At 48.7% G+C, this 17,259-nt stretch carries 17 protein-coding genes; 1 reads left to right on the top strand and 16 read right to left on the bottom strand.

Going from position 1 to position 17,259, the window contains the following annotated elements; all coding sequences use genetic code 11:
• Window positions 1-73 precede the first annotated feature (73 nt).
• From K0036_RS04130 to K0036_RS04120, 3 genes are read right to left on the bottom strand one after another with little or no spacing between them, the layout of a single operon-like run.
• Window positions 74-559 (bottom strand): GNAT family N-acetyltransferase, encoded by a 486-nt coding sequence (locus K0036_RS04130; protein ID WP_173693701.1) that lies wholly within the window; start codon window positions 557-559, stop codon window positions 74-76.
• 9 nt (window positions 560-568) lie between these two features.
• Window positions 569-1,249 carry a pentapeptide repeat-containing protein gene (locus tag K0036_RS04125; RefSeq protein WP_025645052.1) on the bottom strand — a complete coding sequence of 227 codons (681 nt, stop codon included), beginning with the start codon at window positions 1,247-1,249 and terminating at the stop codon, window positions 569-571.
• A 38-nt stretch (window positions 1,250-1,287) separates the two neighbouring features.
• Window positions 1,288-1,899 carry a hypothetical protein gene (locus K0036_RS04120; protein WP_173693700.1) on the bottom strand — a complete coding sequence of 204 codons (612 nt, stop codon included), beginning with the start codon at window positions 1,897-1,899 and terminating at the stop codon, window positions 1,288-1,290.
• Window positions 1,900-2,052: 153 nt separating this feature from the next.
• Here K0036_RS04120 and K0036_RS04115 point away from each other — a divergent pair, with 153 nt between their 5' ends.
• Window positions 2,053-4,458 carry an ATP-binding cassette domain-containing protein gene (locus tag K0036_RS04115; protein WP_220430808.1) on the top strand — a complete coding sequence of 802 codons (2,406 nt, stop codon included), beginning with the start codon at window positions 2,053-2,055 and terminating at the stop codon, window positions 4,456-4,458.
• Here K0036_RS04115 and K0036_RS04110 read toward each other — a convergent pair.
• The 13 genes from K0036_RS04110 to K0036_RS04050 form a co-directional block, all read right to left on the bottom strand.
• Window positions 4,455-5,729: a sensor histidine kinase gene (locus tag K0036_RS04110; protein WP_220430807.1), complete on the bottom strand. Its 1,275-nt coding sequence runs from the start codon at window positions 5,727-5,729 to the stop codon at window positions 4,455-4,457. The genes K0036_RS04115 and K0036_RS04110 overlap by 4 nt on opposite strands.
• A complete protein-coding gene (locus K0036_RS04105) occupies window positions 5,729-6,442 on the bottom strand; it encodes a LytR/AlgR family response regulator transcription factor (RefSeq protein WP_220430806.1) in 714 nt (237 codons plus the stop codon). Before K0036_RS04105 ends, K0036_RS04110 begins: the two co-directional genes overlap by 1 nt.
• A 91-nt stretch (window positions 6,443-6,533) precedes the next feature.
• On the bottom strand, window positions 6,534-7,811 hold the full coding sequence (locus K0036_RS04100; RefSeq protein ID WP_259283388.1) for an MATE family efflux transporter: 1,278 nt from the start codon (window positions 7,809-7,811) through the stop codon (window positions 6,534-6,536).
• A 135-nt stretch (window positions 7,812-7,946) separates the two neighbouring features.
• Window positions 7,947-8,906 (bottom strand): alpha/beta hydrolase, encoded by a 960-nt coding sequence (locus K0036_RS04095; RefSeq protein ID WP_220430804.1) that lies wholly within the window; start codon window positions 8,904-8,906, stop codon window positions 7,947-7,949.
• A 99-nt stretch (window positions 8,907-9,005) separates the two neighbouring features.
• A complete protein-coding gene (locus K0036_RS04090; protein WP_025645064.1) occupies window positions 9,006-9,653 on the bottom strand; it encodes a GntR family transcriptional regulator in 648 nt (215 codons plus the stop codon).
• 111 nt (window positions 9,654-9,764) lie between these two features.
• Window positions 9,765-11,045: a serine dehydratase subunit alpha family protein gene (locus K0036_RS04085; protein WP_220430803.1), complete on the bottom strand. Its 1,281-nt coding sequence runs from the start codon at window positions 11,043-11,045 to the stop codon at window positions 9,765-9,767.
• A gap of 2 nt (window positions 11,046-11,047) precedes the next feature.
• On the bottom strand, window positions 11,048-12,232 hold the full coding sequence (locus tag K0036_RS04080; protein WP_220430802.1) for an aminotransferase class V-fold PLP-dependent enzyme: 1,185 nt from the start codon (window positions 12,230-12,232) through the stop codon (window positions 11,048-11,050).
• A gap of 2 nt (window positions 12,233-12,234) precedes the next feature.
• Complete coding sequence (locus K0036_RS04075) at window positions 12,235-13,323, bottom strand: ABC transporter ATP-binding protein (protein WP_259283431.1); 1,089 nt, start codon at window positions 13,321-13,323, stop codon at window positions 12,235-12,237.
• Window positions 13,286-14,290, bottom strand: coding sequence for an ABC transporter ATP-binding protein (locus K0036_RS04070; protein ID WP_220430800.1), 1,005 nt, complete (start codon window positions 14,288-14,290; stop codon window positions 13,286-13,288). The genes K0036_RS04075 and K0036_RS04070 overlap by 38 nt, the downstream gene beginning before the upstream one ends.
• A gap of 15 nt (window positions 14,291-14,305) precedes the next feature.
• The gene (locus K0036_RS04065; RefSeq protein WP_259283387.1) at window positions 14,306-14,494 is read right to left on the bottom strand and encodes a M24 family metallopeptidase; all 189 of its coding nucleotides are present in this window, start codon (window positions 14,492-14,494) and stop codon (window positions 14,306-14,308) included.
• Window positions 14,470-15,396 carry a M24 family metallopeptidase gene (locus K0036_RS04060; RefSeq protein ID WP_220430799.1) on the bottom strand — a complete coding sequence of 309 codons (927 nt, stop codon included), beginning with the start codon at window positions 15,394-15,396 and terminating at the stop codon, window positions 14,470-14,472. The genes K0036_RS04065 and K0036_RS04060 overlap by 25 nt, the downstream gene beginning before the upstream one ends.
• A gap of 21 nt (window positions 15,397-15,417) precedes the next feature.
• Window positions 15,418-16,254 carry an ABC transporter permease gene (locus tag K0036_RS04055; RefSeq protein WP_081724542.1) on the bottom strand — a complete coding sequence of 279 codons (837 nt, stop codon included), beginning with the start codon at window positions 16,252-16,254 and terminating at the stop codon, window positions 15,418-15,420.
• The gene (locus K0036_RS04050; protein ID WP_025645078.1) at window positions 16,251-17,258 is read right to left on the bottom strand and encodes an ABC transporter permease; all 1,008 of its coding nucleotides are present in this window, start codon (window positions 17,256-17,258) and stop codon (window positions 16,251-16,253) included. The genes K0036_RS04055 and K0036_RS04050 overlap by 4 nt, the downstream gene beginning before the upstream one ends.
• Between the last annotated feature and the right edge of the window lies 1 nt (window position 17,259).

Here is a 17,259-nt window from a genome sequence, read left to right as displayed (position 1 = left end):
GATTATTCCTGACAGAATGAAGGGAAGGCGCCCTTCTTAAGGCCCCTTCCCTTCGTCCTGCTGACAAAATCCATCAATCCTGCACGCCAGCTGCATCGGCCAATGTCTTTCCTGTCAGCCTATAGCCCGTCCATCCGCTCATCGGCGTTGCGCCCAGAGACAGATAGAAATCAATGCTTGGCTGATTCCAGTCCAGGCAGGACCATTCCAGCCGCCCGCAGCCCCGCTCCACCGCGATCTGGGCCAGACGCTTCAAGATTGCCTTCCCGTATCCATTTCCCCTGTACTTTGGCTTCACGAACAAGTCTTCCAGATAAATGCCCGCACGGCCAAGGAAGGTGGAAAAATTGTGGAAGAACAGGGCGAATCCTACTTCTTCCCCTTCTGCTATCGCAAATATAACTTCTGCCTTTTCTTTGTCAAACAGCCACTCATCCAGTATCTCTTCCGTGGCGACTACTTCATCCGACATCTTCTCGTATTCCGCCAGTCCTTTGATAAATTCCAAAATAAGCGGCACATCCTCTCTGACCGCCTTTCTAAACGTAACTTCTTCCATAATTCCTCCTTATATCCCTTCTATATCTTTTATAATAATTCCCAGTCTTTTGGACAGCTGCGCGGCCTGGTACAAATCCACCACTGCGCCTTTTAATTCCTGATTGTCATCGGATAGCACAAGTCCCTTGATCTCGCTGTCTGAAAAGTCCATGCCCCGCATCGGAGTCTTGAAGAAACTGGCATTCGTAAGTGCCGCCTGCCTCCACTGTATATCCTTGCATTTGCACTGGGTAAGATTGCTGCTGTTCAGTTCTGTCTTATCAACCAGCAGATTCTCCAGCTTGCATGCATCGAAATTCGCATAATTCAAATTACATTCCCGCAATACCATATTCTTGCATACGCTTCCAGCAAACTTCGTGCCCACTCCCTTGCAGGATAGGTATTCTGCCCTGTTAAAATATGTATTCGACAGATTGCAGCCGGAAAAATCGCAAGATTCGAATATCACATCCGTAAACTCGCAGCGCTCGAATGAGCAGTTCCAGAACCGGCAGTTTACGAACTTCACCGCCGAAAAGACCAGATGGGAATAGTCCTCCTCTTCTGCCGCTATCTCTTCCAGCACGGTTTCCGTCACTCTTTCTTCCCTGTACTTAAACTCCTTGAGTATCCGTCCGGTACTCTCGACTCTTCGAAACTCCTCCGGCAGAACTGGCGGGATCATCTTTTTCTTCTTACTTGCCATCATCATTTCCTTTTTTCTGTATGATACATCATAACCATTTACTCTATCATTCTGTATAATTCTGCCAAAGATGTCAAGGAAATTTTGTATTCTGCCTTTGATTCCATCTCCGCCTCCAGTTCGTCCAGGCGTTCCTCTACCTCCTGCGAATAGTCCTCAGAATCTAAATTTCCCATGAACGCATTGACGAATTCATCGCTTACGTGTACCTTCCACGCTCCCTTTCTTCTGCTTGCGGCAACGGTCACATTCATCGTAATAATGCCGTCTGCCTTCTCCATATACGGAAGGAGGCTCTCGCTTTCATATGCGCTTTCAAGAATATCCGAAATCGTCCCTGAAATGCCTGTGTCATCATTGCCAGCCATATCCTCCATTACCTGGATCATATAATATCCTGTCACATCAGACATATCCGTGTTCGTAACCTTCAGATCTATTTCTGCCTTATCTCCTTTGATGTGTACATCCTCGATGTCCCAAGACAGGTTCTTGACGATTGCTTCGGCAAACTTCCTGTTATCCTCATACCGCTTTCCTTTAATCACTCCTGGCTGCAAAAGTTCGCCAAACACTCGATACTCTCTGCCCTTAGGAAGCCCAAGCCAATTCGAATAGGTTCTGACATAATTAACTAGCTTCCCCTTCATTCTATGAAAGTCATGTATTTTACACAAGAAGGAGAGCACCAACATATGGTGGCCCGGCAAAAAAAGACCAGTATAAACACACGGTTGCCACAGCATGCTCATCTGGCTATAATAGAAAGACAAAGCAAAGTCATCCGCCCAAAGGAGATGCCTATGGATTATATAAAAATCAGCAATGCACGGGAAGGCTGTTTAAAGAACGTATCATTAGAGATTCCAAAGAATCAGCTGGTCGTATTCACCGGCCTGTCCGGCTGCGGAAAATCTACGCTGCTTATTGACGTCCTCTTCAACGAATGCCAGCGGCAATACTTGGAGGCGATGTCTTTCCAGGGAATCCGCAAGCCGAAAGTAGACCGGATCAGAGGGGCCTCTCCGGCCATCGTCATCACCCAGACAGACGCCAATCGAAACCCCCGTTCCACAGTCGGGACTTTGTCGGATATCTATACGGATCTGCGGATGATATACGAAAAACTAGGCATGCGGACATGCCCTTATTGCGGGCATCAGATCTGCGCGGCCGACTGCCGGGAAGAGACCAGGAAAGAAGGAACTGATTTTCATGTATATATGTATTGCAGTGAATGCGGCCAAAGAATGGACAAGATCACCCGCACCTTCTTTTCCTTCAATACCAGGGAAGGAGCCTGCCCGGCCTGCGAGGGGCTTGGACATATCCATGCCATCGACAAGTCGCAGGTGATAGACGAGAACCTCTCTCTAGAAGATGGCGCCGTGCGCTATTGGGAGAAACGATATGGGCAGTATCAGATTTCGCTCCTTTTTAAAGCCTTCCAGTATTACCGGATTCCATACGAGGCCAGTATGCCGGTAAAGGATTTCACGGACCTACAGAAAGCAATCCTATACGAAGGAACACAATGCGCCCAGGCAAGAGAGGCATTTCCAGGCCTAAAACCGCCTGAGACAACGGCTTCCGGAAGATTCGAAGGCGTATTTCCGATTCTTTGGAGAAGACTGTCCGAAAGATTCGGGGATGCCGGTTCGTTGACTCCCTATTTCACTACCGAAGCCTGTCCCAACTGCGGCGGAGAAAGGCTTGGCACATTAAGCCGCAGCGTAACCGTTCATGGCACCCGGCTTCCCGAACTTAATCTTTATTCTCTGGAACATCTCTGGCAATGGATCAAGGAATTACGCGCCTCCCTCTCCCCCAAGCATCTGGATATGACAGAGTCCTATCTGCTTGACATAGAAACGAAGCTTGACCGTTATCAAAAAGTCGGTCTTGGCTATCTCTGCCTGGACCGGCAGATCATCACTTTGTCAGGCGGAGAACTCAAGCGGCTCCGGCTGGCCGCCGCCCTGGACAGCGAACTTACCGGCATCATCTATATTCTGGATGAGCCGACCGCCGGGCTGCACTCCAAAGATACGCCCGGGCTGGTGGCAATTCTTAAGAAACTTAGGGATCTGGGAAATACAGTACTTGTCATAGAGCATGACACGGACATCATGGAATCTGCGGACCACATTATTGACATGGGGCCTGGAGCCGGCAGAGTTGGCGGCGAGATTATTGCCTCCGGCACGTTAAAGGAACTAATGCGAAATCCTGCTTCCGTAACCGGCTTGTATCTTAAGAACCCTGATCCCGGCAAATCCGTTTTCCGGGAGCCTACAGCTATGATTCGCATAGAACATGCAAATGCGTTCAATCTTAAGGACCTTGCCGTCGATATCCCCGTTGGATGCCTTACTTCTGTTACCGGTCCTTCCGGCTCTGGGAAGTCAACCCTGCTTTTCGAGGTTTTGTCTACAGGCGGGTCATCAAAGAATGGCCGTGTGGCCGGCCTTGAGCGATTTGATAAGATTGTCAGGATCGAGCAGGCGGCAATTCCCCGGATGAAACGTTCCAATGTGGCTACCTACGCCGATGTCTACACCGATATCCGGTCTGTCTTCGGCAAAACCGGAACCGCAAAAAAGAATGGCCTTTGTGCGCGGCATTTTTCCTTTAACTCTTCAGGAGGCAGATGCGAAAACTGCGAAGGGCTGGGATACATCGACAACAACATGCTATTCTTTGCCAATACCGAGATCGTCTGCCCTGTCTGCAATGGAAGCCAGTTCCGCCCTGAAGTTCTGGAAGTCACCTATAAAGGAGCTTCCATCAAAGACGTTCTGAACCTCTCCATTGAGGAGGCAGCAGAACTCTTTGCCGACGTCCCCAAGATTTTAAGGATCTTGAACCTTCTTATGGATGTAGGTCTTAGCTACCTTCAGCTGGGGCAGTCCCTTACCACCTTGTCCGGCGGCGAATGCCAGCGGCTTCGGCTGGCCAAGGAATTGATCCAGACCGCTTCCAATAAAGAATGCCTCTACCTGATGGATGAGCCCACAGCGGGCCTTCACCCCAGTGATATCCGGCATTTCCTGGCGCTACTTGACCGTTTGGCTGATGCTGGCAATACCATCGTCGCGGCGGAGCATAACCAGCAGTTCATTTCACATAGCGACTGGATGATCGATCTTGGGCCAGTCGGCGGGGAAAAGGGCGGCTATCTTATGTATGCCGGAACACCAAAACCTTAAGATGATAGAATGGCAGAAAAACTGAACATTCCGTCCTTACACTGAATCACGCTGGTTCCGTTATTTCTTTGGATAACGGAATCAACGTTTTTCAACCCGATTCCATGGGCAGACTTATCCTTCTTCGTGGTAATTACCGTATTTCCCCTTATCTTGACCGGCTCTTCCACAGGATTGCGCACGGATAGAACCAGCTGCCCGTCTTCCAGTACCATTTTAAAGTGGATCATTTTACCAGTCTTTTGTTTCTCACATGCTTCTATGGCGTTATCCAGCAGATTGACCAGAAGCGTGACGGTATCTTCCTCCTTCAGCGCAAGTTTTGACAGATCGCCTATGGTAATGAGCATGGTAATCCCTTTCTCCATGGCTTCCCTGTACTTCTGGTTCAGGACCACGTTCACCACCATATGATTGGCATCTACATAGTCTGCGCTTTTATGGATATTCCCCGTCAATTCAGCCACATATCCTGCTGTTCTTTCTACTTCGCCTTCTGCCAGCATCCCCTGGATGCAGGCCAGCTGGTTCTTGTAATCATGCAGATAGCGCCTCTGCTGTTCATAATTTCTCTGCATATTCTGGTACATCGCCATCTGATTCTGCGTCTGCTCCTGAATCATCCGCAGTTCCTGCAATTCTCTTTCCTTTTGCAGAATGTTCCAGATAAAGTAAAAGATAAACATCATCATGATCCCAAACATGGCAAAGAGCAGAAATCCTGCTTTTCCGTCAGGTTCCTGCTCATTCCAGGGAATACTGCTCAAAACCATAATCATGACCATTACTACGATAGGAACATACCCATAACGAATCCAGTTTGTGCCAGACAGCATATTCTTTTTCCCTTTATAGCAGACAGAAAATAGGAACATCAAGCCAAAGAGCAGGCTGTATGCGATCTCTTCCTCAAGATATACAAGCGTCCTGTATCTGACGGGCAGTGCAAAAATCGCCCAAAGAACAAGCATTTCCATTAGCCACATCAAACTGCATACCAGTATGGACAAAATCAGATTATGCAAAGGCCTGATCTTAAAATAAATCTGTACTACAATGAAGATGACGATAACCACCCTTACCGGCCTGAGCATATAAGGGGGAACCGGGGTCATGCTGATGATCATAAATCCAAGGGCAAACGTCAGAAGAAAGGTATTTTCCATCCAGCCATATCTCATCTTACGCCTTGGTATCAGCGTTTCAAAAAATATCTTACAGGCGATCCCCGTCATAAACGATAGCGCCAGGCATTTTAATATGACACTCATTACAACGCTCCTTTGTACCCTACGTATGCCTCTTTCACTTTCTGAAACCGCAGGCGCGGGACAGAAAGGCATTCTCCGTTATCCAGCATGGCTTCATAATTACTGACTCTTCGCATATGCTTCATATTCACAAGATAACTCTTATGAATCCGAAGGAATCCATGCTCGTATAACTTCTGCTCGATCTCATCCAGCTTGCTATATATCTGATACTCCGTCATGCTGGATTCCATATAGTGAAAGATCGATTTATGCCTGCGGCTCTCCACATAGAGGATATTATCCGTGTAAAGCGTCTTCTCCCCTTCGACAAAGTGAAATGTCACCTGGGCAAGCTTCAGTCTCTTCCACACTGCGTCCATACATTCCGGCACTGCTGTCTTTAACGTATCCTTCATGATATACCGGACTGCATCTACCTTATATCCCTCCAGCACATATTGGATAAAAGCGGTCACGAATACAATCTGGGTCTTGGAATGATAAGAGCGGATCTGCATGGCCGCCTCAATACCATCTATTTCGTTCATATTGATATCCATGAAGATACAATCGTATCTTACCAGATTCTCATTCTGTATCAGGAATTCTTCTCCCGAAGCAAATAAATGGATGGCATATTCCATCCCTTTTTCTTCCAGCCAGTCTTCCACCAGTCTCCGTATCTCTTCCCTGTAATACTTTTCATCATCGCAAATCGCAATCTGCAGCATATGCTTTCAACCTTCCTGCCGTTTCATTGCCTCTAGTGTAGCATAGGGCCTTCTAAAACGCAAAATTTAATACTTCCGGCATATGCCCGTACTAGCGGCGGCGGAATCTAGCCAGAAAAACTACCGTGAGCACAAATACCAGCCCTTCCGCCACGACAAATGACAGCCATACTCCCGTCATCTTAAACAGCCTGCTTAGCAAGAACACGCATGGCACCAGAATCACGCAGCTTCTGCATAAGGCGATGGCCATCGCTTTATTCACATGGGCGGTAGCGCTTAACAGGGCGGTGGTCACAATGCTGATCCCGGCAAAGAAATATCCTGCAAAATAGATTCTCATTCCTTCGACTGCCAGTTCCGACAGCCTCCGGTTCCCCTCGCTGTTGAAGATGGATGCGATCGCTGGTGCAAAGATGCAGATGACGGCATAAATGGCCACTGCGAAAAAAACAGCCGTCTTTACCGCATAGCCGGAAAGCCTGCCTACTCCCTCACGTTCTCCCTGCCCATAGCATCTGCTTGCCAGTGGCTGCAATCCCTGTGCAGTTCCTGTAAATACCGAGGTGGCAACCAGCGCGATGTTGGCAATGATGCCATAGGCTGCTACCCCGATATTGCCTGAGATTCCCAGTATGATCAAATTAAACGTAAGAAGGGAGATGGCAGAAGCCAGTTCCCCAATCAGGGAAGAAAAGCCAAGTGCCATAATTCTTCCAAGCCTTCTGATCTCCAATTTGCACCGCATCAGATGGAAACCCTGATTTCTCCCCTTAAAATGCAGCAGAAGGATCGCAATACTTATCACCGGGGATAGCCCGGTTGCAAAGGCGGCCCCGAAGATTCCCATAGAGAGCGGGAACATGAATATATAATCCAGAATAATATTGGAAAAACTGCTCACCAGCATAGCCGTCATTGATAGCCGGGGTCCATTGTCATTGCGGACAAATGCCAGAAGAATATTATTCAGGAGGAACGCCGGCGCAAAACATAAGATCGTCTGCAAATACACTTTCGTATAGGGCAGCGTCGTCGCATCCGCACCTAAGACCCGTCCCAGCGGCTCTGCCAGGAATATCCCGATCAGCAAGAAGAGGGCTGCTGCAATGCTCCCCAGCATTACGGTATGGACAAAGGAAATATCCCCATTCTTCCCATCTGCCTCCTGCCTGCGAAGTGAAAAGTCCGTAGCGCCGCCAATTCCGATCATCAGCCCACAGCCCTGCATCACGCTGAAAAATGAGATGGAGAAATTCAGGGCTGCCAGTCCCGTAGCCCCCAGAGCTTTGGCTACAAAGAATGTATCCGCCAGAATATAGCAGGATATTCCGATCATCCCGATCACATTCAGGCTTACATATTTCAAAAAGTCTCTCCTTAATTCCATAATAATTGTCTGCTCCTCCTATTGCATAATAAAAAGTGCCATGGCACTCCTTCTAAGACCTAACGGACTGCCAGACACTTTAAAGTTCACCCGGTGGCGAACTGACTGCATTGCTTATTCAAACTCTATCCATTCCTTCACCACGCTGCGGTACTCCGGATTATGATCCAGCCATACCTCCGCATGCTTGCTGTCTTTCACGGTCCATATCTTCTTATTGCCTCCTTCTATCGCGTCATAGATATCCTTCCCCATAAAATACGGCGTCAACTCATCCTTTTTGCTGTTAATGACTAAAATCGGAGTCTCCACATCTGTTACCGCTTTGCTTACATCGGCATCCTTGTACGAAAATCCCAGTTTCAGCTTATTGGCAATATTGCCGCACCAAGTCATATAGGACACCGGAATGCCTGTATCCATGCTCTTCATTTCCTGCTCTATCATATATTCCATACTGCTTACCGGGCAGTCCAGAATCAGAAAGTCAATCATCTTAGCAGTATCCTCATATCCTGCCGCCAGTCCGGCCGTTGCCCCTCCAAAGGACGTGCCCCATACTCCCAGCGTCTGTTCATTGGCCTGCTCTTTGGCATATGCGATCCAATCAATCAGGTCATATTTTTCCCAATATCCAAAGGTCGTATACCGGGCCGTATTTTCATTGGAACTTCTCTGGTCGTAAGTAATTACATTGTATCCCTCTTCCAGGAAGAATTCCGCCAATGGGTAATTGGAGTACCGGTTTCCTCCCAGCCCATGGACCAGTATAACCGTTTGATTCTCTTTGTTTCCCTCCATCCCCGGTGCATAGATATAGTCTGCCGGAATCTTATGGCCGTCGAACGTGGATTTCAACTCCAGATCCTCTATCTTGTATGTGCGCTGAAATGCCTGGTAATCTATTCCGTACTTCTTCCAAAAAGAATCCTTTACCCCCTTAGTGTCCTCATTCGTCACCAGCTGCGTGGATCCTTCGAACACCTGGGTGCCTATAAAGTATGACATTCCCACGATCAGGATAATTAGAAGTATCAGCACCGCTGATAAAATAATTTTCCCTTTCTTTTTCATATCCCCTCTTTGCTCTCCTTTTTATAATCTATGACAACTATATCATATGCAGGCATAAAATGAAACAAGGAACTGCCGGGGCAGTTCCTTGCTAAAATCCTAACAAAACTCTTCTAATATCTCCTGCTTCAGATTTTCTATATCTTCCTTTAATATCTCCAACGATTTTTCCAGATCCCTCATCTCCATAGCCTCGATCAATTTTTTATGCCTCTGAGCCTTTGTATCATGACGGCGGTTCCATGAGACAGAAAAATACTGAATAGCGCCTCTATACGAGAACTTTAATGCCCTCTCCGTTTCAGAATATATTTGGGAATTGCCGCAGAAACTGCACAGCAGCAGATGAAAACTGATATTGCTCTTCCAATGCTTCATCATATTTTTCCCTTCATGGATTTCTGAAGCCCTTGATAGATTTTCCTTTAGCAGCTGTATATGATGATCATCCAAAATTGTAAACGTCTTTCTAAGCGCAGCCAGCTCCAGAATTACCCGCAGTTCTACAATATCTGAAATTTCCTTCATAGATATAGGGCGTATCTGATATCCCATTCTTGGACGGCTTACCAGCACATTTTCATTACAAAGTTCAATGAGCGCCTCTCTGACAGGGGATTTGCTGACTCCATATTTTTCTATCAATTCTCTTTCCGTAATAATTTCATTCTGCAGATAGCGGCCTTCCGTAATTTCATTCAGGACCTTCTCATATATCTGGTCTTTCAGTTTCATCGTTTCAGACATACCTATCCCCCCTGCTCTTTCTTAATTATTAGCCCGTTCCATGCTGTATAAGTATATTGCCAGACAGACCGGGCTTAAGGCACTTTTATTATACCATATTTTACCATACGGCTACATCTTATTTCTGCATGCGGTTCTCTTAAGCATAATTTCTACAATCTTTCGATCCGTCTGCTTCATTCCCTCTTTTCCCAGGATTCCTACGTTTTTAATTGTTTCATCCGCATCACAGGTAACGATTCCATCGCCTCCGACAAATTCTTTCTTATCTATAAACATATCATATCCCAGAAGGCCCGCCTCCACAGACGCAGCAATCTTCGCCGCACAAGAAGGCTTCGCCCCATCACAGATCACGCCAGAAATAGCCGCCAGCGAATTGATTAGAGTATGTGCTACTTCTTCAAAGCCTCCTCCTTCCAGATAAGCAATTCCAGCTGCGCTTGCGCACCCTGCATTTACTGCCCCGCAATAGGCAGACAGCCTGCCAATGAACTGCCTCTGATAAATGGTAAGAAGGTCTGACAGCGCTACCGCACGGAGCATCTTCTCTTCTCCATAGCCCTTTTCCTCTGCATATACGGCAATCGGAACCGAGGCCGTGATACCCTGGTTTCCGCTTCCGGATACAATAATGACAGGAAGCGTGCATCCACTCATGCGGGCATCTGAACCTGCTGCCGCATAGGCTCTGGCCTTGTCAGCGGCAGTTTGCTGTGAATGAGACAGGATGGTTCGTCCCACTGCGCCTCCATATTCTTTGGCAAGTCCGTCCCTGGCAATCGCCATATTATAATCCACCTGCCTGCGGACTGGTCCCCGGATATCTTCAATGGCTGCCAGATCTGCAAATTCCACGATTCTTTGAATCGTCAAAGAGGCCTCCGGCTGCTCCTGCCGGTCCTCTTCATCCTTTTCAAAGATCTCCTTCCCGTTTTTCTCAACGTACACGATATTCAGGTGCTCTTTCACAATCCTCACCAGCGCATACTGCTTTTTACACTTCACCATGATCCTGATATCAAAGACTTCATCGCTTTCGCTGGCAGAGACTTTTATCGGTACCCTCTCTAGATATTCTTTGATCATCGGGATCTGCTCCTTAGATACCCCGGCGATAACTTCCAGTTCCTTTTCCGGGTTTCCTACGACAATCCCTGCCGCCACGGCGGCCTCTATTCCTTTCAGGCCTCCGGTATTCGGTATGGTGACGCTCTTTACATTCTTTATAATATTGCTGCTGACTTTGATATCGACTTCCTCAGGCATTGCATCCAAAATATTCCTCGCATACGCCGCCGCATAGGCGATCGCAATCGGCTCCGTACAGCCAAAAGCCGGAACCAGTTCTTTCTCAAGCAGCTTGATATATTGCTGATAATATCTTTCCATAACTATTCACCCTGCATCTTCTTCAAAAGATTTATTACTGCATCAATCTCTTCCTCTGTATTCCAATAATGTACGGACAGTCTGGCTGTTCCTTCTATTTCGAACAGTTCGCTGACTCCAGGGCAGAAGAAATGATGTGCCATCATCCCGACGCCGTTCTTATTCAGATATCCGGCAATCTCTTCACATCCTTTTCCTTCTACTATGAATCCGGTTGTGCCGCACCGGCAGGCGGCCTCCCCAGGTCCTAATATCCGGATGCCGTCAACGGCTTCCAGCCTGTCAAGCAGATAGCCTGTCAGTTCTCTGATCCTGGCCTCTATCCTGCGCATTCCGCCGATTTCGCTGATATATTCAACAGCCTTAGAAAGGCCGAATATCCCCGGATAGTTTTTCTCTCCGAATTCCAGCCTGCGGATATCATTGTGATACGTAAACTCCTCAGTCCCATAATCCCAGGTACCGCTGTTCCAGGCTGGCATATACCCTTTTAGCATCCCGATCCTTTCTTGTCTGACATAGAGAATGCCTGTGCCTGATGGGCCTCTTAAATACTTTCGGCCGGATGCGCTTAAGAAATCGCAGCCGATTTTCTGTACGTCCAGCGATACTGCGCCCAATGTCCCCGCAGCATCAACAAGATAGGGGATCTTGTACTTCCCTGCCAGACTTCCGATCCGCTCAATATCCTGGAGCACGCCCAGGCTGTTGGCCGCATGCGTCACGCTGATCAGCGCCGTATTCTCATCGATCAGCTCCTCCAGTTTCTCTAAGTCGAGAAAGCCTGGCAGCCTGGCCGGTATATAGCGGATCTCAAGCCCATGTGACTTAGCCGCCTCTATAAAAGGCGCGACATTGCTGATAAAACTCATAGAATCTATTAATATATTCTGGCCTGGCTTCCATGGCATTCCCTGCGCTACCATGCCAATCCCCACCGTACCATTGGGCACGAACATTATCTCCCCGGCATCCGCGTTCAGAAAGGCTGCCATATTTTCCGCAGCCTGCCTGCAGGTACGGATCGTTATCTCTTCCGCTTTCCTGCTTGTGGCTCCATATTGCATGATCATGCGATAATAGTCTTGTGCCGCTTCTATCACCGGCAATGGCGGAACTGAAGTAGAGGCGTGATTCATATAGATGTTTCCACAGGGCGTATCCTCTCTTATTTTCTTTCTGTCCATACTCATACCTCCGCTGGCGCAGGATTCTCTTCCTTATTCCCGGATGCCTCTTTACTGTACAGATGGCAGGATACCTGATGCCCATCCTTAACGTCGCTAAGTATTGGGCGCATTGTCCTGCACCGCTGCGTGGCATATCTGCATCTTGTGTGGAAGGCACATCCTTGTGGGATGTTCACCGGATTTGGCACATCACCCTCCAGCATGATCCGGTTCTTCTCCTGCTCTGGATCCGGCAGCGGAATTGCGGAAAATAAGGCCTTCGTATATGGATGAAGAGGATTTTCATACAGTTCCTCGCATTCCGCCATCTCTACGACCTGCCCCAGGTACATAACGATCACCCTGCTGCAGATATGGCGCACTACAGACAGGCCATGGGAAATGAATAAGTAAGTCAGGCCGAACTCTTTCTGGATATCTTCCAGAAGATTGATGATCTGCGACTGTGTGGAGACATCCAGCGCGGATACCGCCTCATCGCACACGATCAGTTCCGGTCTTAAGATCAGCGCCCTAGCAATCCCCACTCTCTGCCTCTGGCCTCCTGAGCATTCAAAAGGGTACTTGTCATAGAAATCTCTTACCAAACCTACAACGTCCAGTATATTAAGGACTTTTTCCTTTATCTCGTCTTTATTTCCCAGTTTTTGAATCTTCAACGGTTCTCCTATGATCTCTCCTATTGGCATTCTGGGATTCAGCGACGTATACGGATCCTGATAGACGATCTGGGCGTGTTTTCGAAACTGCCTCAGTTCTCTTCGTTCTAGTTTCAGGATGTCCTGTCCCCGAAATATAATTTCTCCCGCTGTCGGCTCGAACAAATGCAGGATTAATTTACCAAGAGTGGTTTTCCCACAGCCTGATTCTCCTACAATGCCGATCGTCTCACCCTTATGTATCTGAAAACTGATATCATCCACGGCCTTGACCATACGCTTGTCCAGGGAAAATGCTCCGGACTTTGCCGAATAATATTTTGAAACATGACGGATATCAAAAAGTGGTTCCATTCTCTCTTTCTCCTCTCCTGATTTGGGGTGCCGCAGATTACTGCCGTGCCTTTGCAGGTCCTTCGCCGTCGTCATATAGCCAGCACGCGGTTTTCTGGCCATTGCCCATGTCTTTCATAGCCGGCCTTTCCTCCCTGCATTTTGGGAGGGCGTGCTCGCATCTGTCGCAGAATTTGCAGCCCTTCATCGCATACTGTTCCTCCGGTCCCGGCACGGTGCCTTTGATCATATACAGCCTTTCATTCTTCATATCGGGTCTTGGAATCGCTTTTAGAAGCCCCTTTGTGTATGGATGAAGGGGATTCTTAAAAAACTGCGTAACTGGCGCTTCCTCTACCACATTTCCCGCATACATTACGATGACCCGGTCAGAGACATCCGCGATCACGCCCATATCATGGGTGATGAACATTACTGCCATATTGCGCTCCTGCCTAAGTCTTTTTAGGATGTCCAGAATCTGCGCCTGAATCGTTACATCCAGGGCTGTCGTAGGCTCGTCCGCAATCAGAAGTTTGGGGTTGCATGCTATGGCCATTGCAATCATGACTCTCTGGCGCATCCCGCCGGACAGCTGATGCGGATATTCCCTGGCCCTCTTTGCAGGCATCGGAATCCCTACCATCTCCAGTAGTTCCTCTGCTTTTGCCCAGGCTTCTTTTTTACTTATCTTTTCATGGTACCGCAAGGTTTCCACAATCTGGTAGCCGCAGGTCAGCAGCGGATTCAGAGAGGAAAGAGGCTCCTGGAAGATCATCGTCAGATCTTTTCCTTCAATCTTCGAGAATTCCTTCTTCTCCATGGACAGCGTATCCCTGCCGTCAAATGTAATTGTGCCGCTGGTAACGCCTCCGGCCTGTTCCGGAATGAGCCGCATAACGGACATGGAGGTCACGCTTTTGCCGCAGCCCGATTCGCCTACGATTCCCAGTATCTCGCCTTCATTCACGTGGAAGGATACTCCGTCCACTGCCTTTGTAGGGTGATCTTCACCCCAGAATTCCGTGACCAGATTCTCCACTCTTAATATTTCCTTTGCCATATCCCCACCTCTTCCTTATTCCGTCGTCAGGATATCATGCGTAAGGCCAGTCAGGCACTCTGCCCCATCTTCCTTCAGATAAAGCACATCCTCAAGTCGGACTCCAAACCGTCCCGGCAAGTAGATCCCCGGCTCATTGGAAAAGACGTTTCCTGCCAAAAGAGGCGCTTCGTTTCCTGCTACGATGTAAGGCTCCTCATGCACGTCAAGTCCAACCCCGTGGCCAAGCCTATGTGTAAAATATGGCCGTATCCTGCCTCATCTATGATCTTCCGCGCCACTGCATCCAGTTCTTCCCCGGTCATGCCAGGCCTCGCAGCAGCAGCAGCGGCTTCATTTGCTTTTCGTACAATCCGGAAGACATTGGCAAACTCTTCCGATATGTCTCCCACCGCCACGGTTCGGGTAATGTCCGCATAGTATCCCTTGCAGCATCCTCCAAAATCAATGATGACAGGATCTCCTCTCCGAATAACGGTATCATCGGCGCCATGATGTGCAAGCGCGCCGTTCGCCCCGGCTGCCACCAGCGGCGTACCCATACATTCCAGCCCCGCTTCGCGCATATACTCATTGAGCCTTACAGCCGCCTCCAGTTCGGTCCGGCCGGACAGGCCTTCCTTAAGAAGTCTTAAAAGCGCCTCGCCAGACAGCCTCTGGGCCATTTTGAGGCATTGGTATTCTTCTTCCTCTTTTCTTGAGCGGAGTTTTGCCATCAGCGGCCCTGCCGGCTCCCACCGCCAGTTTGTAAATGCCTCCTTCAGGCGGTAGAACATCACCGCCTGCATCTGGTTTCCAAAAACCGCGTGGCAAATATTCTCCTGTTCCAAAGCCTGCGCCGCCTTTGCATAGGGGTCCTCCTGTTCCTTCCACGAAATGCAGGTAACGGCAGCCTTCAATTCCTCTCTCAGGTTGTCCAGCTCAAACTCCGGCAGGACGAAAAACGCCTTTTTCAGCGTTAATATCAGTAAAATCGGGCGTTCCATGGAAATCCCATGAAATCCGCTCAGGTAGCGAAGATCCGTAGAAGGCGCCAGTATCATGCAGTCCTTCCCATAACTTTTCATCACGCTTCTTGCTTCTTCAAATTTTCTGCTGATATCCATAATTGCTCTCCTAACGAACGTTTACAAATTTTTAAGTTCCGGGTTGGTTGCCTCCTGCAGCGAATCGCCAAGCAGGCTGAATCCCAGCACTGCAAGAAAAATAAATATACCCGGAATGATAACATAATATGGCGCATTGAAGATGAATCTGCTGCCCTGGGATATCATCGCCCCCCATTCCGGCGTCGGCATCTGCGCGCCAAGGCCGATAAACGAGAATCCGGATGCCGCGATCAACGCGTTTCCAATTCCCATTGTAATCTGGGGGATTACCATTGACATAGTCTGCGGGATGATGATGGTGAAGATAATACGCAGAGGATGCATTCCTATCGCCTTCGCCGACTCTACATAAAGTTTTTCTTTGATCACGATTACCATCCCCCGCACCATCCTGGCATAATTCGGCCACCACGAGACTGCCAGCGCGAATATCGTCGGTCCGATCCCTGCACCGATGGCTGCAGCGATGATCATAGCCAGGAATACCTGCGGGAAAGACAGGAATACGTCGCATATCCGCATAACCAGGTTATCGAACCAGCCGCCCACATATCCGGCGATTCCGCCCACGATGATTCCCACTATGGCTGCAAGAAGAACCACCGCCAGCGCCGTCCCCATTGAATACCATGAGCCATACGCAAGCCTGGAAAAAATATCCCGCCCCATCTCGTCTGTTCCAAAGATATGTATGCTTCCCGGCTTCACAAGTTTTGCGCCCATATCCACCGTAAGAGGGTCATACTTCGTGGCAAAGGGGCCTATAATCATAAATAGAAGAATTCCCAGAGAGATCACGGTTCCTATGGTGGATGGAATGTCCCGGAAAAAGTATTTTTTTATCGTCTTCATCATGATAACCTCACTCTCGGATCTATGAGTACATAGGAAATATCAACAATCAGGTTAATAAGTATGAAAATGACAGCCATCACCGTCGTGATTCCGGCGATCACTAAAAGGTCCATCGACATGATCGCCTCCAGCGCATAGGAGCCCAGTCCCGGCCAACTAAATATCTTCTCGATCAAAACGGTTCCTCCGATCATGCCGCCGGCCTGCATCCCCAGCATAGTCAATATGGGGGAAATGGCGTTTTTCATTGCATGGCGTCTTATTACCGTATGCTCAGGCAGGCCTTTGGATCTGGCTGTGCGGATATAATCCTGCCGCAGTTCCTGCAAAAGCTGTGTGCGCATCATCCTTGTCGTGATTCCGCAATACCCGATAACCAGGCTCAATACCGGCAGCAGCAAATGTTTCGCGCACAGCGCGAACAAGGCCCAGTCCCCTTGAATAGCGCTGTCCAGCAGATAGAATCCGGTCACGGTATCCGGGCCGGTCACGCCCGCCGGTAGCCGGTAGCCTGACGGCAGCAGCTGCGCTTTATAGAACAGAAAATACTGCAGCAGAAGAGCCAGCCAGTAAGGCGGTACTGCCATGCTTCCCACCGAAAAGAACCGGATGACATGGTCGATGATCTTATTCCTCTTCAGCGCCGCAATGCTTCCCATCAGCAGCGCAATAATGAAAAATACCACAAGAGACAGGACTGTAAGTTCCATCGTGGCTGCCAGCCTTGAAGAAATCTCCTGTGTCACCGGCTGCCTGCTTTTGTAGGATTTTCCCATATCAAAATGCGCAAGCCCCTTCATATAATCCAGATATTGGACATACAGCGGCCGGTCCAGTCCCAGTTCCACCCTTTTTTCTTCGACCTGTTCCTTGGAGGCGGACGGCCCCGCAGCCGCCCGCGCCGGATCAGCCGGAAGACAGTGTGTCGCTATGAACACGACAAGCGTGATCCCTATTACGACGAATATCAAAGATAATATTCTTTTCGCCAAAAATTTAACCATA

Origin of the sequence: [Clostridium] scindens, assembly GCF_019597925.1 — a bacterium.
GTDB lineage: Bacteria > Bacillota > Clostridia > Lachnospirales > Lachnospiraceae > Clostridium_AP.
This window is presented reverse-complemented; position numbering and strand designations above follow the sequence as displayed.